We start from the raw sequence: 21,688 nt of genomic DNA on the forward strand, positions 1-21,688 counted from the left end.
TATTCCAGTCTGAAAAGTGCTTTTTTTCAATAGGTTACACATGAATCCTGACATTCCTCTTCAACTTCTGGGCGGCATCACGGCACGGGAATTCCTGCGCGACTACTGGCAGAAAAAGCCGCTGCTGATCCGCCAGGCCATCCCTGATTTCGAAAGCCCGATCGACGCCGACGAACTGGCAGGCTTAGCGCTGGAAGAAGAAGTCGAGTCGCGCCTGGTCATCGAACACGGCGAACGCCCGTGGGAACTGCGTCGCGGCCCGTTCGCCGAAGACGCCTTCAGCACCCTGCCTGAGCGTGAGTGGACCTTGCTGGTGCAAGCGGTTGACCAGTTCGTGCCGGAAGTGGCTGAGTTGCTCGAACAGTTCCGCTTCCTGCCGAGCTGGCGCATCGACGATGTGATGATCAGCTTCGCGGCGCCGGGCGGCAGCGTCGGCCCGCACTTCGACAACTATGACGTGTTCCTGCTGCAAGCCCAGGGCAAGCGCAACTGGAAGATCGGCCAGATGTGCAGCTCCGAGAGCCCGCTGCTGCAACACGCCGACCTGCGCATCCTGGCCGAATTCGAAGAGTCCGCCGAATGGGTACTGGAACCGGGCGACATGCTCTACCTGCCACCGCGCCTCGCTCATTTCGGTATTGCCGAAGATGACTGCATGACCTACTCGGTGGGATTCCGCGCCCCAAGCGCCGCTGAAGTGCTGACCCACTTCACCGACTTCCTCAGCCAGTACCTGACCGACGAAGAGCGCTACACCGACGCCGACGCCCAGCCGGTCAGTGACCCGCACCAGATCCAGAGCGACGCCCTCGACCGACTCAAGGGTCTTTTGGCCGAGCACATGAGCGACGAGCGCATGCTGCTGACCTGGTTCGGCCAGTTCATGACCGAACCGCGCTACCCCGAACTGGTGGCCGGCGAAGAACTGGGCGAAGAGGATTTCATCAGCAGCCTGCAAGATGGCGCGATCCTGGTGCGCAACCCAAGCGCGCGCCTGGCCTGGTCCGAAGTCGACGACGATGTGCTGCTGTTCGCCAGCGGCCAGAGCCGTTACCTGCCAGGCAAGCTGCGTGATCTGCTGAAGCTGGTGTGCTCGGCTGATGCTTTGCACAGCGAGAACCTCGGCGACTGGTTGGCGGACGAAGACGGCCGCGACCTGCTGTGCGAACTGGTCAAGCAAGGCAGCCTGGGGTTTGCGGATGAATAAGATTCACGTAAGTGTCGCGGACTGGCAAAAGGACATCGCCGAGATTCGGCGCATTCGTGAAGCGGTATTTATCGCTGAACAATCGGTTCCGGCCGAGCTTGAGTGGGACGCCGACGATGCCGGCGCCATGCACTTCCTTGCATTCGAAGGCGACTTCCCGATTGGCACCGCGCGCCTGCTGCCCAGCGGCGAGATTGGTCGCGTGTCGGTGCTCAAGGATTGGCGCGGGTTGAAGGTGGGCGACAAGCTGATGGAAACAGTGATTGGCGTGGCCGAAAAACGTGGTCAGACCAAGCAATTTCTCAGTGCGCAGGTGTATGCAGCGCCGTTTTATGAGCGGTTGGGCTTCAAGATTGTCAGTGAGGAATTCCTGGAAGTGGGGATTCCCCATGTGGATATGGTGCGCGAGGGCTGACTCAAGACCCAGTCGCCTGTATCGGGAGCAAGCCCCCTCCCACATTTTGGCCGCATTCTTAGGATGTACTCGGTCAAATGTGGGAGGGGGCTCGCTCCCGATAGTCCTATCAGCAACACCTCAAAATGCCCTGCCTGCCAGGGCATTTTGCCGTCTACGATTCAATTTGCGACCCACCAGGCCGACAAACTGGCACTATCAAGCAAATGACTCGCAGAGATAACGGACATGTCCCTACGCACCCTGCTCACCGCCCTCCTCCTGACCGCCAGCGTTTCGGCCATGGCCGACACCCAAGTCGTCAACCTGAGCAACCGCACCAGCGCCGACCTGCTGCCTGTAGCCCAAAACTTCATCGGCAAGGACGGCACTGTCAGCGCCTACGGCAACCAGTTGATCGTCAATGCACAGCCCGACAAGGTCGAGGGCTTGCGCACCTTGCTCTCCCAACTGGACACACCGGCCAAGCGCCTGCTGATCACCGTCGACACCAACGAAACCAACCAGCAGAACAGCGGCGACAGCCAGACCCGCACCATCAGCTACGGCACCGCCAGCCGCGATGGCGGCGTCCAGCAGATCCAGGCCAGCGAAGGCGTGCCGGCGCTGATCCAGGTTGGCCAGAGCGTACCGCTGACCACCACCCAACAGGATAGCTACGGCCGCCTGCAGAACCAGACCCAGTATCGCAACGTCACCCAGGGTCTCTACGTGACTGCCAGCGTTACCGGTGAGACCGTACACCTGGCCATCAGTACCAACCGTGACCGCATGAGCCAGGAACGTCCCGATGTAGTGAACGTGCAGAGTACCGACACAACCGTCAGCGGGCGCCTGGGCGAATGGATCACCCTGGCGGGCATCAATCGTGAGACCCAGGCCGATAAATCCTCTACAACCCGCAGCTACTCTACTCAGGGCCGCGATGACCTGACTTTGCGGGTCAAGGTCGACACCCTGAACTGAAGCACCGAAAACTGACTGACGAGTCGTATAAGACTAAAGATGTAGTGCCTTAAAAAAAGCACTACAAAACATTTGACGATCCAAAAAAGCATGGGCATGATGGCCTCGCTCCCGCTAATCAGGGGCCCTGGCAAGGGCCTTCGGATCGCTGCTCCAAGTTACCCACCTGAGCCGATTCGTGTCTGTACTGCCCACAAGGCGTGTTTGACGAGGTTGCGACTGGAACGAAGTTGTCCCGAGGGACGGAAGCTAACCAGGTAACCCGGCTACGCACTGATGGATCGTACAAAGGCCCACGACGCCCGAAGACCGTTCGCAGTTCGCCTTTACCTGCTCAACTCCGCCTTGAGCCACTCGTTCATCCGTCGCCTTCCCCGCCAAGCCCGGCTTGACCACTTGAGCTTCTGGTCAGCGAGCAGCCATCACCACGGATTCAATCCGTGGCTGGCAAATGGAATTTTCCACCTAGACCTATGCGACGAGGTTTTTCCCCATGGCACTGACACGCGAACAGCAAATTGCAGCCCTTGAAAAAGACTGGGCTGAAAACCCACGCTGGAAAGGCGTGACCCGCGCTTATTCCGCTGCTGACGTCGTCCGCCTGCGTGGCTCGGTCCAACCTGAGCACACCTTTGCAAAACTCGGCGCCGAGAAGCTGTGGAACCTGGTCACCCAAGGTGCCAAGCCGTCCTTCCGTCCCGACAAAGATTTCGTCAACTGCATGGGCGCCCTCACTGGCGGCCAGGCAGTACAACAGGTAAAAGCCGGTATCCAGGCGATCTACCTGTCCGGCTGGCAAGTGGCAGCGGACAACAACTCCGCTGAATCCATGTACCCCGACCAGTCGCTGTACCCGGTGGACTCCGTGCCGACTGTGGTCAAGCGCATCAACAACTCGTTCCGTCGTGCCGACCAGATCCAGTGGAAAGCCGGCAAGAACCCAGGCGATGAAGGCTACATCGACTACTTCGCGCCCATCGTGGCTGACGCCGAAGCCGGTTTCGGCGGCGTACTGAACGCCTACGAGCTGATGAAGAGCATGATCGAGGCTGGCGCTGCCGGTGTGCACTTCGAAGACCAGCTTGCGTCAGTAAAGAAATGCGGCCACATGGGCGGCAAGGTACTGGTACCGACCCAGGAAGCCGTACAAAAGCTGACCGCTGCCCGTTTGGCCGCTGACGTTGCCGGCACGCCGACCATCATCCTGGCCCGTACCGATGCCAACGCTGCTGACCTGCTGACTTCGGACTGCGACCCGTACGACCAGCCGTTCGTGACCGGCGAACGTACCCAGGAAGGCTTCTATAAAGTCCGCGCCGGTCTCGACCAGGCCATTGCCCGCGGCCTGGCCTACGCGCCATACGCCGACCTGATCTGGTGCGAAACCGCCAAGCCGGACCTGGACGAAGCCCGTCGCTTCGCCGAAGCGATCAAGAAGGAATACCCGGACCAACTGCTGTCCTACAACTGCTCGCCTTCCTTCAACTGGAAGAAAAACCTGGACGACGCGACCATCGCCAAGTTCCAGCGTGAACTGTCGGCAATGGGCTACAAGCACCAGTTCATTACCCTGGCCGGCATTCACAACATGTGGCACAGCATGTTCAACCTGGCGCACGACTACGCCCGCAACGACATGACCGCCTACGTGAAGCTGCAGGAGCAGGAATTCGCTGACGCCGCCAAGGGCTACACCTTCGTGGCGCACCAGCAGGAAGTGGGCACCGGCTACTTCGATGACATGACCACCGTGATCCAGGGCGGCACCTCGTCGGTGACTGCGCTGACCGGTTCGACCGAAGAAGATCAGTTCCACTAAGTACCGAGTACACGGCCATCGCGGCCCCACGGAAGACCTAACCGCAGTGCCGCACAACAATCACGCCCCGACTGGTTCGGGGCGTTTTTTTTGCCTCAAAAAAAGGCTCATAGCCCCCTGTAGGAGCGAGCTTGCTCGCGAAAAACCTGAGAGCACCGCCGGCTGGCTGGTTACCCGCGTTATCGTTGACGATTTTCGCGAGCAAGCTCGCTCCTACAGAGAGCACGCGTATGAGCTGGGTTTTTGCGCAAAACATTGATCCAGAGCGGTATCCGCACAGGCCCGATCGGGTAAAAGAGCCGTTGCGACAACTAAGCGACACTCAAGCAAGTAACGCTAACTTCCCGCGCCACATGAGAAACACTCGCTTAAACCCCGCGCAAACAATATTCATTATCATTTAGCGCTTGAAAACTTCGTTACCGCTTAAACAAAACATAATTGATGAAAAGCTCGCTAATGCCCACACCACAAGGGCTACAGCCCCAAGAAGGTGCACTATGTGCTTATTCCACCGAATAATTTCACCCCAGGAATTTTACTTGCCCGGTGTTTAGCCATAAAATCATCGCGATTGATTGCAGTGCGACATATCGTCACTGCATCGTTACTTTTTCGAGCTCAGAGACCTTTGCTCTCTGTTAAGGATTTCCAGCATGACCGAAGCGACAGGACTCATGGCCCACAACTGGGGCTTTGCCATTTTCCTCCTCGGTGTTGTCGGCCTCTGCGCCTTCATGCTCGGCGTCTCCAGCCTCCTCGGGTCAAAAGCCTGGGGCCGCAGCAAAAACGAACCGTTCGAGTCCGGCATGCTACCTACAGGTGGCGCCCGCTTGCGGCTCTCAGCCAAATTCTATCTGGTCGCGATGCTGTTCGTGATCTTCGATATCGAAGCCCTCTTTCTCTTTGCCTGGTCTGTGTCCGTCCGCGAAAGCGGCTGGACCGGATTCGTCGAAGCTCTCGTTTTCATAGCAATTCTGTTGGCAGGTCTTGTCTACCTGTTCCGAGTGGGCGCCCTTGACTGGGCTCCGGAAGCTCGTCGCAAGCGGCAGGCGAAGCTGAAACAATGAGGCTTTGGCAATGCAATACAATCTCACCAGGATCGACCCGGATGCTCCTAACGAGCAGTACCCCATCGGCGAACGGGAAACCGTTTCCGACCCGTTAGAAGACCAAGTCCACAAGAACATCTACATGGGCAAGCTGGAAGACGTGCTGAGTGGCGCGGTCAACTGGGGGCGTAAAAACTCCCTGTGGCCGTACAACTTCGGCCTTTCGTGCTGCTACGTGGAAATGACCACCGCCTTCACGGCGCCCCACGACATCGCGCGCTTTGGCGCCGAAGTGATCCGGGCATCACCGCGCCAGGCGGATTTCATGGTTATCGCCGGTACCTGCTTCATCAAGATGGCGCCGATCATCCAGCGTCTCTATGAGCAAATGCTCGAGCCGAAATGGGTTATTTCCATGGGTTCGTGCGCCAACTCCGGTGGCATGTACGACATCTACTCCGTCGTTCAAGGGGTGGACAAGTTCCTGCCCGTGGACGTCTACGTGCCTGGCTGCCCGCCCCGCCCCGAGGCATTTCTGCAAGGCTTGATGCTGTTGCAGGAATCGATTGGCAAGGAGCGTCGCCCGCTGTCCTGGGTCGTCGGTGATCAAGGCGTGTACCGCGCCGAGATGCCGTCCCAAAAGGAACAGCGCCGCGAACAGCGAATCGCAGTCACCAACCTGCGCAGCCCCGACGAAGTCTGATCCAGACCCGCTTCTTTTATAGAACGAAAACCTGGCTTCATTCTTTACGTTGACCGAAAGCGATAAAAAACCATGACTACAGGCAGTGCTCTGTACATCCCGCCTTATAAGGCAGACGACCAGGACGTGGTTGTCGAACTCAATAACCGTTTTGGCCCTGACGCCTTCACCGCCCAGGCCACACGCACCGGCATGCCGGTGCTGTGGGTGGCGCGTGCCAGGCTCGTCGAAGTCCTGAGCTTCCTGCGCAACCTGCCCAAGCCGTACGTCATGCTCTATGACCTGCATGGCGTGGACGAGCGTCTGCGCACCAAGCGCCAGGGGCTGCCGAGCGGCGCCGATTTCACCGTGTTCTACCACTTGATGTCGCTGGAACGTAACAGTGACGTGATGATCAAGGTCGCCCTGAGCGAAAACGACCTCAGCATTCCGACCGTGACCGGCATCTGGCCCAACGCCAGCTGGTACGAGCGCGAAGTCTGGGACATGTTCGGCATCGACTTCCCCGGCCACCCGCACCTGACGCGCATCATGATGCCGCCAACCTGGGAAGGTCACCCGCTGCGCAAGGACTACCCTGCCCGCGCCACCGAATTCGACCCGTTCAGCCTGACCCTGGCCAAGCAGCAGCTTGAAGAAGAGGCTGCGCGCTTCCGTCCGGAAGACTGGGGCATGAAGCGTTCCGGCACCAACGAGGACTACATGTTCCTCAACCTGGGCCCGAACCACCCTTCGGCCCACGGTGCCTTCCGTATCATCCTGCAACTGGACGGCGAAGAAATCGTCGACTGCGTGCCGGACATCGGCTACCACCATCGTGGTGCCGAGAAGATGGCCGAGCGTCAGTCGTGGCACAGCTTCATCCCCTACACCGATCGTATCGACTACCTCGGCGGCGTGATGAACAACCTGCCGTACGTGCTCTCGGTGGAGAAGCTGGCCGGTATCAAGGTGCCGGACCGCGTCGACATCATCCGCATCATGATGGCCGAGTTCTTCCGCATCACCAGCCACCTGCTGTTCCTGGGTACCTATATCCAGGACGTCGGCGCCATGACACCGGTGTTCTTCACCTTCACCGACCGTCAGCGCGCCTACAAGGTTATCGAAGCCATCACCGGTTTCCGCCTGCACCCGGCCTGGTACCGCATCGGCGGCGTGGCCCACGACCTGCCCAACGGCTGGGAGCGCCTGGTCAAGGAATTCATCGACTGGATGCCCAAGCGTCTGGACGAGTACCAGAAAGCCGCGCTGGACAACAGCATCCTCAAGGGCCGCACCATCGGTGTTGCGCAGTACAACACCAAGGAAGCCCTGGAGTGGGGCGTCACCGGTGCCGGCCTGCGATCCACCGGTTGCGACTTCGACCTGCGCAAGGCGCGCCCGTACTCCGGCTACGAGAACTTCGAATTCGAAGTGCCGCTGGCGGCCAATGGCGATGCCTACGACCGTTGCATCGTGCGTGTCGAAGAAATGCGCCAGAGCCTGAAGATCATCGAGCAGTGCATGCGCAACATGCCGGCTGGACCGTACAAGGCGGATCACCCGCTGACCACGCCGCCGCCCAAAGAGCGCACGCTGCAGCACATCGAAACCCTGATCACGCACTTCCTGCAAGTCTCGTGGGGCCCGGTGATGCCGGCCAACGAGTCCTTCCAGATGATTGAAGCGACCAAGGGTATCAACAGTTATTACCTGACGAGCGATGGCGGCACCATGAGCTACCGCACCCGGATTCGCACCCCAAGCTTTGCCCACTTGCAACAGATCCCTTCGGTGATCAAAGGCGAGATGGTCGCGGACTTGATTGCGTACCTGGGTAGTATCGATTTCGTTATGGCCGACGTGGACCGCTAAGCATGAACAGCACGCTTATCCAGACAGACCGTTTCACCTTGAGTGAAACCGAGCGCTCGGCCATCGAGCACGAGCTGCATCACTACGAAGACCCGCGCGCGGCGTCGATCGAAGCCTTGAAGATCGTGCAGAAGGAACGTGGCTGGGTGCCGGACGGCGCCCTCTACGCCATCGGCGAGATCCTCGGCATTCCGGCCAGCGATGTTGAAGGCGTGGCGACGTTCTACAGCCAGATCTTCCGCCAGCCGGTGGGCCGCCACATCATCCGCGTGTGCGACAGCATGGTCTGCTACATCGGTGGCCACGAGTCCGTGGTCAGCGAGATCCAGGCCAAGCTGGGCATCGGCCTCGGCCAGACCACCGCAGACGGCCGTTTCACGCTGCTGCCGGTGTGCTGCCTGGGCAACTGTGACAAGGCGCCGGCGTTGATGATCGACGACGACACATTCGGTGACGTACAGCCTGCTGGCGTGACCCAATTGCTCGAGGGCTACCCATGACCCTGACTTCCTTCGGCCCGGCCAACCTGATCAAGCGATCGGCCGAGACTCACCCGCTGACCTGGCGTCTGCGTGACGACGGCGAGCCGGTATGGCTCGACGAATACCAGGCCAAGAACGGCTACGCGGCTGCGCGCAAAGCCTTCGCCGACATGGCCCAGGACGATATCGTCCAGACCGTGAAAGACGCGGGCCTCAAAGGCCGCGGCGGTGCGGGCTTCCCCACCGGCGTGAAGTGGGGCCTGATGCCCAAAGACGAATCCATCAATATCCGCTACCTGCTGTGCAACGCGGATGAAATGGAGCCCAACACCTGGAAAGACCGCATGCTGATGGAGCAACTGCCCCATCTGCTGATCGAAGGCATGCTGATCAGCGCCCGTGCGCTGAAAACCTACCGGGGCTACATCTTCCTGCGTGGCGAATACACCACCGCCGCCAAGCACCTCAACCGTGCCGTGGCAGAAGCCAAGGCCGCAGGGCTGTTGGGCAAGAACATCCTCGGTTCCGGTTTTGATTTCGAACTGTTCGTGCACACCGGCGCCGGGCGTTATATCTGCGGCGAAGAAACCGCACTGATCAACTCCCTCGAAGGCCGCCGTGCCAACCCGCGCTCCAAGCCGCCCTTCCCTGCCGCCGTCGGCGTGTGGGGCAAGCCGACCTGCGTGAACAACGTCGAGACCCTGTGCAACGTGCCGGCGATCATCGCCGACGGCGTGGACTGGTACAAATCCCTGGCCCGTGAAGGCAGCGAAGACATGGGCACCAAGCTCATGGGCTTCTCCGGCAAGGTCAAGAACCCTGGCCTGTGGGAACTGCCGTTCGGCGTAACCGCCCGCGAGCTGTTCGAGGACTACGCCGGCGGCATGCGCGACGGCTACACCTTGAAAGCCTGGCAGCCAGGCGGTGCCGGTACCGGTTTCCTGCTTCCTGAGCACCTGGACGCACAAATGTATGCCGGCGGCATCGGCAAGGTCGGCACCCGCATGGGCACTGGCCTGGCGATGGCAGTGGACAACACGGTGAACATGGTGTCGCTGCTGCGCAACATGGAGCAGTTCTTTGCCCGTGAATCCTGCGGCTTCTGCACCCCATGCCGTGACGGCCTGCCGTGGAGCGTCAAGCTGCTGATGGCACTGGAAAACGGCGAAGGTCGCGAGGGTGATATCGAGACCCTGCTGGGCCTGGTCGGTTTCCTCGGCCCGGGCAAGACCTTCTGTGCTCACGCACCGGGCGCCGTGGAGCCATTGGGCAGCGCAATCAAATATTTCCGCTCGGAGTTCGAAGCCGGCATCGCGCCTACCAGCGCCGCCGTCCCGCCTCTGGCAAGGCCGATTGTAGTCGGCGCGTAACGCTTAAACAGGCGAAGGGTCCGTGCCCTTTGCCTGCTCATGTGCTGACGCCCTCAAGGCTGTGTAGATGCACATGAATAACAAGATTCCATTAGCCACGCCCGCTGACAACGGGCCAACGAAGAACTTTGAACCATGGCCACTATCCACGTAGACGGCAAAGCGCTCGAAGTCGATGGGGCAGACAACCTGTTACAGGCATGTCTGTCACTCGGCCTCGATATCCCGTATTTCTGCTGGCACCCCGCGCTCGGTAGCGTCGGTGCCTGTCGCCAGTGTGCGGTCAAGCAATACACCGACGAGAACGACACCCGTGGTCGTATTGTCATGTCCTGCATGACCCCAGCCACCGACAACACCTGGATCTCCATCGACGATGAAGAATCCAAGGCGTTCCGCGCCAGCGTTGTCGAATGGCTGATGACCAACCACCCCCACGACTGCCCGGTCTGTGAGGAAGGCGGTCACTGCCACCTGCAAGACATGACGGTGATGACCGGCCACAACGAGCGCCGTTATCGCTTCACCAAGCGTACCCACCAGAACCAGGACCTCGGCCCGTTCATTTCCCACGAGATGAACCGCTGCATCGCCTGCTACCGCTGCGTGCGCTTCTATAAAGACTACGCCGGCGGCACCGACCTGGGTGTGTTCGGCGCCCACGACAACGTGTACTTCGGTCGCGTTGAAGACGGCGTGCTCGAGAGCGAATTCTCCGGCAACCTCACCGAGGTCTGCCCGACCGGTGTGTTCACCGACAAGACCCACTCCGAGCGCTACAACCGTAAGTGGGACATGCAGTTCGCACCGAGCATCTGCCATGGCTGCTCCAGCGGTTGCAACATCTCGCCGGGCGAACGCTACGGTGAATTGCGTCGCATCGAAAACCGCTTCAATGGTTCGGTCAACCAGTACTTCCTGTGCGACCGTGGCCGTTTCGGCTATGGCTACGTCAACCGCGAAGACCGCCCACGCCAGCCACTGCTGGCCGATGGCGCCAAGCTGAGCCTGGACGCGGCGCTGGATAAAGCCGCCGACCTGCTGCGCGGGCGCAACATCGTCGGTATCGGTTCGCCGCGTGCCAGCCTCGAAAGCAACTTCGCTTTGCGCGAACTCGTCGGCGCCGAGCACTTCTATTGCGGTATCGAAGCCGGTGAGCTGGAGCGTATCCGCCTGGTCCTGCAAGTGCTCAATGACAGCCCGCTGCCAGTGCCGAACATGCGCGACATCGAAGACCACGATGCCATCTTCGTGCTCGGTGAAGACCTGACCCAGACCGCCGCCCGCATCGCCCTGTCGCTGCGCCAGTCGGTCAAAGGCAAGGCCGAGGAAATGGCCGACGCCATGCGCGTGCAGCCGTGGCTCGACGCCGCGGTGAAAAACATCGGCCAGCACGCGCTGAACCCGTTGTTTATCGCTTCCCTGGCTGAAACCAAGCTCGACGACATCGCCGAAGAATGCGTCCACGCCGCACCGGACGACCTGGCTCGTATCGGTTTTGCCGTGGCCCACGCCCTCGACGCCAGCGCGCCTGCCGTCGAAGGCCTGGACACCGAAGCGGTCGAACTGGCCCAGCGCATCGCCGACGCCCTGCTGGCTGCCAAGCGCCCATTGATCATCGCCGGCACCTCGTTGGGTTCCAAGGCGCTGATTGAGGCTGCTGCGAATATCGCCAAAGCCCTGAAGCTGCGCGACAAGAACGGTTCCATCAGCCTGGTGGTGCCGGAAGCCAACAGCCTCGGCCTGGCCATGCTCGGTGGCGAGTCACTGGACGCCGCCCTGCAAGCGGTGACCGACGGCGACGCCGACGCCATCGTGGTACTGGAAAACGACCTGTACACCCGCACCGACGCCGCCAAGGTTGACGCTGCGCTCAACGCCGCCAAGGTGCTGATCGTCGCCGACCACCAGAAGACCGCCACCAGCGAACGTGCCGACCTGGTGCTGCCAGCCGCCACCTTCGCTGAAGGCGACGGTACCCTGGTCAGCCAGGAAGGCCGCGCCCAGCGCTTCTTCCAGGTGTTCGATCCGAAGTACATGGACGCCAGCATCCTGGTGCACGAAGGCTGGCGCTGGCTGCATGCCCTGCGCGCGACCCTGCTGAACCAGCCGATTGACTGGACCCAGCTCGACCACGTCACCGCCGCCACCGCTGCGAGTGCCCCGCAGTTGGCACGCATCGTCGACGCTGCGCCGTCCGCCGCGTTCCGTATCAAGGGCCTTAAACTGGCCCGTGAACCGCTGCGCTACTCCGGTCGTACCGCCATGCGTGCTGACATCAGCGTGCACGAACCGCGTACCCCGCAGGACAACGACACCGCGTTCGCCTTCTCCATGGAAGGTTACTCGGGTTCGGCCGAACCGCGTCAGCAGGTGCCGTTTGCCTGGTCGCCGGGCTGGAACTCGCCGCAGGCCTGGAACAAGTTCCAGGACGAAGTCGGTGGTCACATCCGTGCTGGCGACCCGGGCACCCGCCTGATCGAAAGCACCGGCGACTCGCTGAACTGGTTCGCTGCGGTACCGCGTCCATTCAACCCGGCCCCGGGCACCTGGCAGGTCGTGCCGTTCTTCCACCTGTTCGGCAGCGAAGAAACCTCTTCCAAGGCCGCACCGGTGCAGGAACGCATCCCTGCTGCCTACGTGTCGCTGGCCAAGTCCGAAGCCGATCGCCTGGGCGTCAACGACGGTGCGCTGCTCAGCCTCAACGTGGCCGGCCAGACCCTGCGCCTGCCGCTGCGTATCAACGAGGAGTTGGGCGCTGGCCTGGTTGCACTGCCTAAAGGCCTCGCCGGTATTCCGCCTGCCATTTTCGGCAAAACCGTTGACGGTCTGCAGGAGGCAGCGCAATGACTTGGTTCACGCCGGAAGTAATTGACGTGATCATCTCGGTGGTCAAGGCCATCGTGATCCTGTTGGCCGTGGTCGTGGCGGGCGCCCTGCTCAGCTTCGTCGAGCGTCGCCTGTTGGGCTGGTGGCAGGACCGCTACGGTCCGAACCGCGTTGGCCCGTTCGGCATGTTCCAGATCGCTGCCGACATGCTGAAAATGTTCTTCAAGGAAGACTGGACCCCGCCGTTTGCCGACAAGGTGATCTTCACCCTGGCACCGGTCGTGGCCATGAGCGCCTTGCTGGTCGCTTTCGCGATCATCCCGATCACCCCGACCTGGGGCGTGGCAGACCTGAACATCGGCTTGCTGTTCTTCTTCGCCATGGCCGGTTTGTCGGTGTATGCGGTGCTGTTCGCCGGTTGGGCCAGTAACAACAAGTTCGCCCTGCTGGGCAGCTTGCGTGCCTCGGCGCAAACCGTATCCTATGAAGTGTTCATGGGGTTGGCACTGATGGGCATCGTGGTGCAGGTTGGCTCGTTCAACATGCGCGACATCGTCGAGTACCAGGCGCAGAACCTGTGGTTCATCATTCCGCAGTTCTTTGGCTTCTGTACCTTCTTCATCGCTGGCGTTGCCGTGACTCACCGTCACCCGTTCGACCAGCCGGAAGCGGAACAGGAACTGGCCGACGGTTACCACATTGAATATGCCGGCATGAAGTGGGGCATGTTCTTCGTCGGTGAGTACATCGGCATCATCTTGATCTCGGCCCTGCTGGTCACGCTGTTCTTCGGCGGCTGGCACGGTCCGTTCGGCATCCTGCCGCAGTTGGCCTTCTTCTGGTTCTTCTTGAAGACCGCGTTCTTCATCATGCTGTTCATCCTGCTGCGCGCCTCGATTCCGCGCCCACGCTATGACCAGGTGATGGATTTCAGCTGGAGATTCTGCCTGCCGCTGACCCTGATCAATTTGCTGGTGACGGCTGCCGTCGTGTTGTTGAACACGCCAGCTGCCGCGGTTCAGTGAGGATTTGACCCATGTTCAAATATATTGGCGACATCGTTAAGGGTACCGGTACCCAGTTGCGAAGCCTGGTGATGGTGTTCGGTCACGGCTTTCGCAAACGCGACACCCTGCAATACCCAGAAGAAGCGGTGTACCTGCCGCCGCGCTATCGCGGCCGTATCGTACTGACCCGCGACCCCGACGGCGAAGAGCGTTGCGTAGCCTGCAACCTGTGCGCCGTAGCGTGCCCGGTGGGTTGCATCTCCCTGCAGAAAGCTGAAACCGAAGACGGTCGCTGGTACCCGGACTTTTTCCGTATCAACTTCTCGCGCTGCATTTTCTGCGGCCTCTGCGAGGAAGCTTGCCCGACCACCGCGATCCAGCTCACACCGGATTTCGAGATGGCCGAGTTCAAACGTCAGGACCTGGTGTACGAGAAAGAAGATCTGCTGATCTCTGGTCCCGGTAAAAACCCTGATTACAACTTCTATCGTGTTGCAGGTATGGCCGTTGCCGGTAAGCCGAAGGGCGCCGCACAAAACGAAGCCGAGCCGATCAACGTGAAGAGCTTGCTGCCTTAAGGAAGAAAGATGGAATTCGCTTTCTATTTCGCATCGGGTATTGCAGTGGTGTCCACGCTTCGCGTGATCACCAACACCAACCCCGTGCACGCCCTGCTCTACCTGATCATTTCGCTGATCGCCGTGGCCATGACCTTTTTCAGCCTCGGCGCACCGTTCGCCGGTGTACTGGAAGTGATTGCCTACGCCGGCGCCATCATGGTGCTGTTCGTGTTTGTGGTGATGATGCTCAACCTCGGGCCGGCTTCGGTGGCTCAGGAACGCGTCTGGCTCAAGCCCGGCATCTGGCTCGGCCCGGTTGTCCTCGCAGCGCTGCTGCTGGGTGAACTGCTGTATGTGCTGTTCGCTCACCAGAGCGGCCAGGCCATCGGCCACACCACCGTGGACGCGAAAGCCGTGGGCATCAGCCTGTTCGGCCCGTACCTGCTGGTGGTCGAACTGGCTTCGATGCTGCTGCTCGCCGCAGCCATCACCGCCTTCCACTTGGGCCGCAACGAAGCCAAGGAGCAATGACGATGCCTGCTATCCCTTTGGAGCATGGTCTGGCGGTCGCCGGCATCCTGTTCTGCCTTGGCCTGGTCGGCCTGATGGTGCGCCGTAACATTCTGTTCGTGTTGATGAGTCTGGAAATCATGATGAACGCCGCGGCACTGGCGTTCATCGTTGCCGGTGCACGTTGGGGCCAGCCGGATGGACAAGTCATGTTCATCCTGGTGATCAGCCTGGCAGCTGCCGAGGCCAGTATTGGCCTGGCGATCCTGCTGCAACTGTATCGTCGCTTCCACACGCTTGATATCGACGCTGCCAGTGAGATGCGCGGATGAACATGATCTTTCTGACTTTCGTATTCCCCCTGATCGGTTTCCTGCTGCTGTCGTTCTCTCGCGGGCGCTGGTCGGAAAACCTCTCGGCCCTGATCGGCGTGGGCTCCATCGGCCTGTCGGCCATCGTGGCCGCCTACGTCATCTGGCAATTCAACGTCGCACCGCCCGAAGGCGGTCACTACACCCTGGTGCTGTGGCAGTGGATGTCGGTGGAGGGCTTCAAGCCCAACTTCGCCCTCTACATCGACGGCCTGTCGATCACCATGCTCGGCGTGGTGGTGGGTGTGGGCTTCCTGATCCACTTGTTCGCGTCCTGGTACATGCGCGGTGAAGCCGGTTACTCGCGCTTCTTCTCGTACACCAACCTGTTTATCGCCAGCATGCTGTTCCTGGTGCTGGGCGATAACCTGTTGTTCCTGTACTTCGGCTGGGAAGGCGTGGGCCTGTGCTCGTACCTGTTGATCGGTTTCTACTACAGCAACCGCAACAACGGTAACGCGGCACTCAAGGCGTTTATCGTCACCCGCATCGGTGACGTGTTCATGGCCATCGGCCTGTTTATCCTGTTCCAACAGGTGGGCACGCTGAACATCCAGGAACTGCTGGTACTGGCACCGCAGAAATTCCAGGTCGGCGACTTCTGGATCACCCTGGCGACCCTGATGCTGCTGGGCGGCGCCGTGGGTAAATCCGCGCAACTGCCGCTGCAAACCTGGCTGGCGGATGCGATGGCTGGTCCGACACCTGTGTCGGCACTGATCCACGCCGCAACCATGGTGACCGCCGGTGTCTACCTGATCGCCCGTACCCACGGCCTGTTCACCCTGGCGCCGGATATCCTGCATCTTGTCGGCATCGTCGGCGGCGTGACCCTGGTACTGGCCGGCTTCGCCGCGCTGGTGCAGACCGACATCAAGCGTATCCTCGCCTACTCGACCATGAGCCAGATCGGCTACATGTTCCTGGCCCTGGGCGTCGGCGCATGGGACGCGGCGATCTTCCACCTGATGACCCACGCGTTCTTCAAGGCCCTGCTGTTCCTCGCCTCCGGTGCGGTGATCGTCGCCTGCCACCACGAGCAGAACATCTTCAAGATGGGCGGCCTGTGGAAGAAACTGCCATTGGCCTACGCCAGCTTCATCGTCGGTGGTGCCGCCCTGGCCGCCCTGCCGCTGGTGACCGCCGGTTTCTACTCCAAGGATGAAATCCTCTGGGAAGCCTTTGCCAGCGGTAACCAGAACCTGCTGTACGCAGGCCTGGTGGGTGCATTCATGACCTCGCTGTACACCTTCCGCCTGATCTTCATCACCTTCCACGGCGAAGCCAAGACCGAAGCACACGCAGGCCACGGCATCTCCCACTGGCTGCCACTGTCGGTGCTGATCATCCTGTCGACCTTCATCGGCGCCATGATCACGCCACCACTGGCCGGTGTATTGCCAGAAAGCGTCGGCCATGCCGGCGGTGCAGACAAGCACAGCCTGGAAATCGCCTCGGGCGCCATTGCCATCGCCGGTATCCTGCTTGCGGCCTTGCTGTTCCTCGGCAAGCGTCGCTTCGTGACCGCCGTGGCCAACAGCGGCATCGGGCGCTTCCTGTCGGCCTGGTGGTTCGCTGCCTGGGGCTTCGATTGGATCTACGACAAACTGTTCGTCAAGCCATACCTCGCCATCAGCCATGTACTGCGCAAAGACCCGCTCGACCAGACCATCGGTTTGATCCCGCGCGCCGCCAAGGCTGGTCACACAGCCCTGAGCCGCAGCGAGACTGGCCAACTGCGTTGGTATGCAGCTTCCATGGCGGCGGGTGCCGTGCTGGTGATCGGCGCCATCGTCGTGGTAGCGGTCTGACTATGTTTAAGTGCACTGCGTACTTTGCGAACTTGCGAAAGGAAACGAGCCCGTCATGATTCTGCCCTGGCTAATCCTGATCCCCTTTATCGGCGGCCTGCTCTGCTGGATGGGTGAACGCTTCGGCGCCACCCTCCCCCGCTGGATTGCGTTGCTGACCATGTCCCTGGAACTCGCACTCGGCCTCTGGCTGTGGGCCCATGGCGACTATTCATTTGCTCCGGCACCGGGTGTCGATCCGACTTTCGCGCTTGAATTCAAGCACGTGTGGATCCAGCGCTTCGGCATCAACGTGCACCTGGCCCTCGACGGCCTGTCGCTGTTGATGATCCTGCTGACCGGCCTGCTGGGTATCCTCTCGGTACTCTGCTCCTGGAAAGAGATCCAGCGTCACGTGGGCTTCTTCCACCTGAACCTGATGTGGATCCTGGGCGGCGTTGTCGGCGTGTTCCTGGCGCTGGACCTGTTCATGTTCTTCTTCTTCTGGGAAATGATGCTGGTGCCGATGTACTTCCTCATCGCGCTCTGGGGTCACAGTTCTTCGGACGGCAAGAAAACCCGGATCTACGCGGCAACCAAGTTCTTCATCTTCACCCAGGCGTCCGGCCTGATCATGTTGGTGGCGATCCTGGGCCTGGTGCTGGTCAACTTCAACAACACCGGCGTGATTACCTTCAACTACGCCGACCTGTTGAAGACCAAGATGTCGCTGACCACCGAGTACATCCTGATGCTCGGCTTCTTCATCGCCTTTGCGGTGAAGCTGCCGGTGGTGCCGTTCCACTCCTGGTTGCCTGACGCCCACGCCCAGGCGCCGACTGCCGGTTCCGTGGACCTGGCCGGTATCCTGCTGAAGACGGCGGCCTACGGCCTGCTGCGTTTCGCCCTGCCGCTGTTCCCGAATGCCTCGGCCGAGTTTGCGCCGATCGCCATGACCCTGGGTCTGATCGGGATCTTCTACGGTGCGTTCCTGGCCTTCGCGCAAACCGACATCAAGCGTCTGATTGCCTTCTCGTCCGTTTCCCACATGGGCTTCGTACTGATCGGCATCTACTCCGGCAGCCAGCTGGCGCTGCAAGGCGCGGTGATCCAGATGTTGGCCCACGGTGTTTCGGCGGCTGCCCTGTTTATCCTCAGTGGCCAGCTGTACGAGCGCCTGCACACCCGTGACATGCGTGAGATGGGCGGCGTGTGGTCGCGCATTGCGTACCTGCCGGCGATCAGCCTGTTCTTCGCCGCAGCGTCCCTGGGCTTGCCGGGTACCGGTAACTTCATCGGCGAGTTCCTGATCCTGATGGGGGCCTTCGTGCAGACACCGTGGATCAGCGCCATCGCCACGTCCGGCCTGGTGTTCGGTTCGGTCTACTCGCTGATCATGATCCACCGCGCGTACTTCGGCCCGGCCAAGTCGGACACCGTCTTGCACGGTATGGATGCGCGCGAACTGATCATGGTGCTCGGCCTTGCGGTATTGCTGATCTTTATCGGCGTATACCCGCAACCGTTCCTGGACACTTCTGCCGCAACGATGCATGGCGTGCAGCAGTGGTTCGGCACCGCCTTCTCCCAACTCGCTTCGGCCCGGTAAGAGCGCTATGGAATTCACGATCCAACACTTTATCGCGCTTGCGCCGCTGCTGATCACCAGCCTCACCATCGTGGTGGTGATGCTGGCGATCGCCTGGCGCCGCAATCACTCGCAAACGTTCCTGCTGTCCTGTGCCGGTTTGAACCTGGCCCTGCTGTCGATCATTCCGGCCCTCAAGGTCGCGCCATTGGCGGTGACCCCGCTGATGATGGTCGATGACTTCGCGCTGCTGTATATCGCCCTGATCCTGGTGGCGACCCTGGCGTGCGTGACCCTCGCCCACGCCTACCTCGGCGAAGGCGGCACCGGTTACCCGGGTAACAAGGAAGAGCTGTACCTGCTGATCCTGCTGGCTGCGGCCGGCGGTATCGTGCTGGTCAGCGCGCAGCACCTGGCCGGCTTGTTCATCGGCCTGGAACTGCTGTCGATCCCGACCTACGGCCTGGTGGCCTACGCCTTCTTCAACAAGCGCTCCCTGGAAGCCGGCATCAAATACATGGTGCTGTCGGCCGCCGGTTCCGCGTTTCTGTTGTTCGGTATGGCCCTGCTCTACGCCGAAGCCGGCAGCCTGAGCTTCACCGGTATCGGCCAGGCCCTGGCCGCCACCAACAGTCCGGCGCCGATTGCCCAACTGGGCCTGGCGATGATGCTGATCGGCCTGGCGTTCAAGCTCTCCTTGGTGCCCTTCCACCTGTGGACCCCGGACGTGTACGAAGGCGCCCCGGCGCCGGTCGCAGCGTTCCTGGCCACGGCGTCGAAGGTCGCGGTGTTTGCGGTGATGGTGCGTCTGTTCCAGATCTCCCCTGCCGCCAACACCGGCGTGCTGAGCAACGTGCTGACCGTGATCGCCATTGCGTCGATCCTGTTCGGTAACCTGCTGGCGCTGACCCAGAACAACCTCAAGCGCCTGCTGGGTTACTCCTCCATCGCCCACTTCGGCTACCTGCTGATCGCCCTGGTGGCGAGCAAGGGCCTGGCCGTGGAAGCCATTGGCGTGTATCTGGTCACCTACGTGATCACCAGCCTTGGCGCCTTCGGTGTGATCACGCTGATGTCCTCGCCTTACAAAGGGCGTGACGCCGACGCTCTGTACGAATACCGCGGCCTGTTCTGGCGCCGTCCTTACCTGACTGCCGTGCTGACCGTAATGATGCTGTCCCTGGCTGGTATCCCGCTGACTGCGGGCTTTATCGGCAAGTTCTACATTGTCGCAACCGGTGTCGAAGCCCACGAGTGGTGGTTGGTAGCGTCCCTGGTATTGGGCAGCGCCATCGGCGTGTTCTACTACCTGCGCGTGATGGTCACCCTGTACCTGATCGAGCCAAACCTGCGCCGTGTGGATGCCGAGCTGCATTGGGAACAGAAGGCAGGCGGCGTGATGCTGCTGGCCATCGCCGTGCTCGCGTTCTTCCTGGGCGTGTACCCACAACCGTTGCTCACTCTGGTGCAGCACGCGGTGTTGGGCGTTTGATCGCTTAGGTTGATGCAGTCAACAGAACGGCGCCTTTGGGCGCCGTTTTGCGTTTCAGGGGCAAGACATTAGAGATGCAGTGCAACCACTGTCGTCTTCGCGGGCAAGCCCACTCCCACCTTTGGAATGCGTTCCCCTATAGGAGCGAGCTTGCTCGCGAAAAACGTCAACGATAACGCGTGCTGGCTGATGGAATGCGGGGCCTGGGAGTTTTTCGCGAGCAAGCTCGCTCCTACAGCACTAGACGGGGCGCTACAGAGCTGTGTGCCCCAACACAGGGATAGCCATTAGCGATGCAGTGCAACCATCACCGTGTTCTGGGCGGGCAAGTCTACTCCACATTTGGAATGCGTTCCTGTAGGAGCGAGCTTGCTCACAGCAACGCCAACGATAAACGTGCTGGCTGGAAGGGAACGCGGGGCCTGAGTTTGCCAGCCTGCCCTACAGCACTAGGTCGGGCGCTATGGAGCTGTCTGCCGCAACACAGGGATAGCCATTAGCGATGCAGTGCAACCACTATCGCCTTCGCGCGCTCGGCACTCCACCTGAATAGTCTTTAGAGCTACTTGCTCAGAAAACCTAACGATAACGCGCGCTGGCTGAAGGAACGCGGGGCCTGGGAGTTTTCATGAGCGCCTGCTCCTACAGCACTAGACGGGGCGCTACAGAGCTGTGTGCCCCAACACAGGGATAGCCACTAGCGATGCAGTGCAACCACTATCGCCTTCGCGGGCAAGCCCACTCCCACAATTGGAATGCGTTTCGTAGAAAGGAGCTTGCTCGCGCCCAACGATAACGCGCTATTGAAGGAACGCGGGGCCTGGGAGTTTTTCGCGAGCAAGCTCGCTCCTACAGCACTAGGTCGGGCGCTATGGAGCTGTCTGCCGCAACACAGGGATAGCCATTAGCGATGCAGTGCAACCACTATCGCCTTCGCGGGCAAGCCCACTCCCACAATTGGAATGCGTTCCCCTGTAGGAGCGAGCTTGAACTGGTCAAGTAATCTTGGACACTGATTAAGGTTCACGCCGCCAACCTTTCCTTCGAGACCGGCGACCGGTAGTCGTTGTAGCTATGAGGTCTGCTGATGTTGTAGCGCGAGACATAGCGCTGCACGTCTGCTCGGGCCTCATGTTCGAGTTTGTAACCCGCTTCAGGCACCCACTCCGACTTCAAACTGCCAAAGAAACGCTCCATTGGAGCGTTGTCCCAGCACTCGCCTTTACGACTCATGCTTTGCCTAAATCCATGTTTCAGCAGCAAATTGAATTTAGACTGGTACTGACAACCCCGGCCGAACAGAAACAACACATCCTGATAGAGCCGTCACGGCTCCACTGCTATGCCTATAAGCCGCAGGTCAGGTTGGTATCGAAATCATCGAGAACGATCAGCCCGGCGATCCCGCGAAACGCATGTAGATCCAAAATGGCTGGCGCTACATCCACCGCTTGCCGACTTGATGTAAGTCACGTCGCCACACCACACCTGACGTAACGCCGTCACGTCAAATTTCGCTTGAGTATGTGCGGCGCTACTTCGCGCTCCACGCCCGGCGACTTGTACTTATGGCGCCTGCGCCAACACTAGCGATGCTAGCTTCACGCATCAAACAGAGCTATGTAACGCCCGATACGATGCCTTGGCTTGTAGCCCTTGGACAAAGTACG

The 21,688-nt window shown here is 60.5% G+C and carries 18 protein-coding genes; 17 read left to right on the forward strand and 1 reads right to left on the reverse strand.

The features are described 5' to 3' along the window. Window positions 1–40 precede the first annotated feature (40 nt). From KVH01_RS18275 to nuoN, 17 genes are all read left to right on the forward strand, one after another. Window positions 41–1,207, forward strand: coding sequence for a ribosomal protein uL16 3-hydroxylase (locus KVH01_RS18275; RefSeq protein WP_217882361.1), 1,167 nt, complete (start codon window positions 41–43; stop codon window positions 1,205–1,207). Then, window positions 1,200–1,622, forward strand: a complete 423-nt coding sequence (locus KVH01_RS18280; protein ID WP_217882362.1) for a GNAT family N-acetyltransferase — start codon at window positions 1,200–1,202, stop codon at window positions 1,620–1,622. Before KVH01_RS18275 ends, KVH01_RS18280 begins: the two co-directional genes overlap by 8 nt. Window positions 1,623–1,850: 228 nt before the next feature. Then, the gene (locus tag KVH01_RS18285; protein ID WP_217882363.1) at window positions 1,851–2,588 is read left to right on the forward strand and encodes a secretin N-terminal domain-containing protein; all 738 of its coding nucleotides are present in this window, start codon (window positions 1,851–1,853) and stop codon (window positions 2,586–2,588) included. A 493-nt stretch (window positions 2,589–3,081) separates the two neighbouring features. Next, window positions 3,082–4,407, forward strand: coding sequence for an isocitrate lyase (gene aceA / locus KVH01_RS18290; RefSeq protein WP_043046591.1), 1,326 nt, complete (start codon window positions 3,082–3,084; stop codon window positions 4,405–4,407). 656 nt (window positions 4,408–5,063) lie between these two features. Beyond that, window positions 5,064–5,477 carry an NADH-quinone oxidoreductase subunit A gene (locus KVH01_RS18295; RefSeq protein WP_003219575.1) on the forward strand — a complete coding sequence of 138 codons (414 nt, stop codon included), beginning with the start codon at window positions 5,064–5,066 and terminating at the stop codon, window positions 5,475–5,477. 10 nt (window positions 5,478–5,487) lie between these two features. Continuing rightward, window positions 5,488–6,162: a NuoB/complex I 20 kDa subunit family protein gene (locus tag KVH01_RS18300; protein WP_003174719.1), complete on the forward strand. Its 675-nt coding sequence runs from the start codon at window positions 5,488–5,490 to the stop codon at window positions 6,160–6,162. A gap of 72 nt (window positions 6,163–6,234) precedes the next feature. Beyond that, a complete protein-coding gene (gene nuoC, locus KVH01_RS18305; RefSeq protein WP_217882364.1) occupies window positions 6,235–8,019 on the forward strand; it encodes an NADH-quinone oxidoreductase subunit C/D in 1,785 nt (594 codons plus the stop codon). Window positions 8,020–8,021: 2 nt separating this feature from the next. Further along, the gene (nuoE, locus tag KVH01_RS18310; RefSeq protein WP_003232080.1) at window positions 8,022–8,519 is read left to right on the forward strand and encodes an NADH-quinone oxidoreductase subunit NuoE; all 498 of its coding nucleotides are present in this window, start codon (window positions 8,022–8,024) and stop codon (window positions 8,517–8,519) included. Further along, window positions 8,516–9,871 (forward strand): NADH-quinone oxidoreductase subunit NuoF, encoded by a 1,356-nt coding sequence (gene nuoF / locus KVH01_RS18315; RefSeq protein WP_027606325.1) that lies wholly within the window; start codon window positions 8,516–8,518, stop codon window positions 9,869–9,871. The genes nuoE and nuoF overlap by 4 nt, the downstream gene beginning before the upstream one ends. 135 nt (window positions 9,872–10,006) lie before the next feature. After that, entirely contained in the window at window positions 10,007–12,721 is a 2,715-nt protein-coding gene (gene nuoG, locus KVH01_RS18320; protein WP_217882365.1) for an NADH-quinone oxidoreductase subunit NuoG, read from the forward strand. Beyond that, on the forward strand, window positions 12,718–13,725 hold the full coding sequence (nuoH, locus tag KVH01_RS18325) for an NADH-quinone oxidoreductase subunit NuoH (RefSeq protein WP_043046584.1): 1,008 nt from the start codon (window positions 12,718–12,720) through the stop codon (window positions 13,723–13,725). Before nuoG ends, nuoH begins: the two co-directional genes overlap by 4 nt. A gap of 11 nt (window positions 13,726–13,736) precedes the next feature. After that, entirely contained in the window at window positions 13,737–14,285 is a 549-nt protein-coding gene (nuoI, locus tag KVH01_RS18330) for an NADH-quinone oxidoreductase subunit NuoI (RefSeq protein ID WP_003174725.1), read from the forward strand. A gap of 9 nt (window positions 14,286–14,294) precedes the next feature. Continuing rightward, window positions 14,295–14,798 carry an NADH-quinone oxidoreductase subunit J gene (nuoJ, locus tag KVH01_RS18335; RefSeq protein WP_003174726.1) on the forward strand — a complete coding sequence of 168 codons (504 nt, stop codon included), beginning with the start codon at window positions 14,295–14,297 and terminating at the stop codon, window positions 14,796–14,798. A 2-nt stretch (window positions 14,799–14,800) separates the two neighbouring features. Then, entirely contained in the window at window positions 14,801–15,109 is a 309-nt protein-coding gene (gene nuoK, locus KVH01_RS18340; RefSeq protein WP_003174727.1) for an NADH-quinone oxidoreductase subunit NuoK, read from the forward strand. Further along, on the forward strand, window positions 15,106–16,959 hold the full coding sequence (gene nuoL, locus KVH01_RS18345) for an NADH-quinone oxidoreductase subunit L (protein WP_124401065.1): 1,854 nt from the start codon (window positions 15,106–15,108) through the stop codon (window positions 16,957–16,959). Before nuoK ends, nuoL begins: the two co-directional genes overlap by 4 nt. 55 nt (window positions 16,960–17,014) lie before the next feature. Continuing rightward, a complete protein-coding gene (nuoM, locus tag KVH01_RS18350) occupies window positions 17,015–18,547 on the forward strand; it encodes an NADH-quinone oxidoreductase subunit M (protein WP_057024312.1) in 1,533 nt (510 codons plus the stop codon). Window positions 18,548–18,554: 7 nt separating this feature from the next. Beyond that, complete coding sequence (gene nuoN / locus KVH01_RS18355; protein WP_078821668.1) at window positions 18,555–20,018, forward strand: NADH-quinone oxidoreductase subunit NuoN; 1,464 nt, start codon at window positions 18,555–18,557, stop codon at window positions 20,016–20,018. 1,023 nt (window positions 20,019–21,041) lie between these two features. On the opposite strand, the gene KVH01_RS29975 is transcribed toward nuoN, so the two are convergent. Beyond that, the gene (locus KVH01_RS29975) at window positions 21,042–21,251 is read right to left on the reverse strand and encodes an integrase core domain-containing protein (RefSeq protein ID WP_264083781.1); all 210 of its coding nucleotides are present in this window, start codon (window positions 21,249–21,251) and stop codon (window positions 21,042–21,044) included. Window positions 21,252–21,688: the final 437 nt, after the last annotated feature.

This window comes from Pseudomonas khavaziana, from assembly GCF_019145205.1.
Lineage (GTDB): Bacteria > Pseudomonadota > Gammaproteobacteria > Pseudomonadales > Pseudomonadaceae > Aquipseudomonas > Aquipseudomonas khavaziana.

Coding starts and splice junctions, on each gene's coding strand:
- nuoL (WP_124401065.1), top strand. CDS start 15,106: ATGAACATGATCTTTCTGACTTTCGTATTCCCCCTGATCGGTTTCCTG.
- nuoK (WP_003174727.1), top strand. CDS start 14,801: ATGCCTGCTATCCCTTTGGAGCATGGTCTGGCGGTCGCCGGCATCCTG.
- nuoG (WP_217882365.1), top strand. CDS start 10,007: ATGGCCACTATCCACGTAGACGGCAAAGCGCTCGAAGTCGATGGGGCA.
- nuoM (WP_057024312.1), top strand. CDS start 17,015: ATGATTCTGCCCTGGCTAATCCTGATCCCCTTTATCGGCGGCCTGCTC.
- nuoC (WP_217882364.1), top strand. CDS start 6,235: ATGACTACAGGCAGTGCTCTGTACATCCCGCCTTATAAGGCAGACGAC.
- nuoE (WP_003232080.1), top strand. CDS start 8,022: ATGAACAGCACGCTTATCCAGACAGACCGTTTCACCTTGAGTGAAACC.
- KVH01_RS18300 (WP_003174719.1), top strand. CDS start 5,488: ATGCAATACAATCTCACCAGGATCGACCCGGATGCTCCTAACGAGCAG.
- KVH01_RS18295 (WP_003219575.1), top strand. CDS start 5,064: ATGACCGAAGCGACAGGACTCATGGCCCACAACTGGGGCTTTGCCATT.
- KVH01_RS18285 (WP_217882363.1), top strand. CDS start 1,851: ATGTCCCTACGCACCCTGCTCACCGCCCTCCTCCTGACCGCCAGCGTT.
- KVH01_RS18275 (WP_217882361.1), top strand. CDS start 41: ATGAATCCTGACATTCCTCTTCAACTTCTGGGCGGCATCACGGCACGG.
- nuoN (WP_078821668.1), top strand. CDS start 18,555: ATGGAATTCACGATCCAACACTTTATCGCGCTTGCGCCGCTGCTGATC.
- nuoJ (WP_003174726.1), top strand. CDS start 14,295: ATGGAATTCGCTTTCTATTTCGCATCGGGTATTGCAGTGGTGTCCACG.
- nuoF (WP_027606325.1), top strand. CDS start 8,516: ATGACCCTGACTTCCTTCGGCCCGGCCAACCTGATCAAGCGATCGGCC.
- KVH01_RS18280 (WP_217882362.1), top strand. CDS start 1,200: ATGAATAAGATTCACGTAAGTGTCGCGGACTGGCAAAAGGACATCGCC.
- nuoH (WP_043046584.1), top strand. CDS start 12,718: ATGACTTGGTTCACGCCGGAAGTAATTGACGTGATCATCTCGGTGGTC.
- KVH01_RS29975 (WP_264083781.1), bottom strand. CDS start 21,251: ATGAGTCGTAAAGGCGAGTGCTGGGACAACGCTCCAATGGAGCGTTTC.
- nuoI (WP_003174725.1), top strand. CDS start 13,737: ATGTTCAAATATATTGGCGACATCGTTAAGGGTACCGGTACCCAGTTG.
- aceA (WP_043046591.1), top strand. CDS start 3,082: ATGGCACTGACACGCGAACAGCAAATTGCAGCCCTTGAAAAAGACTGG.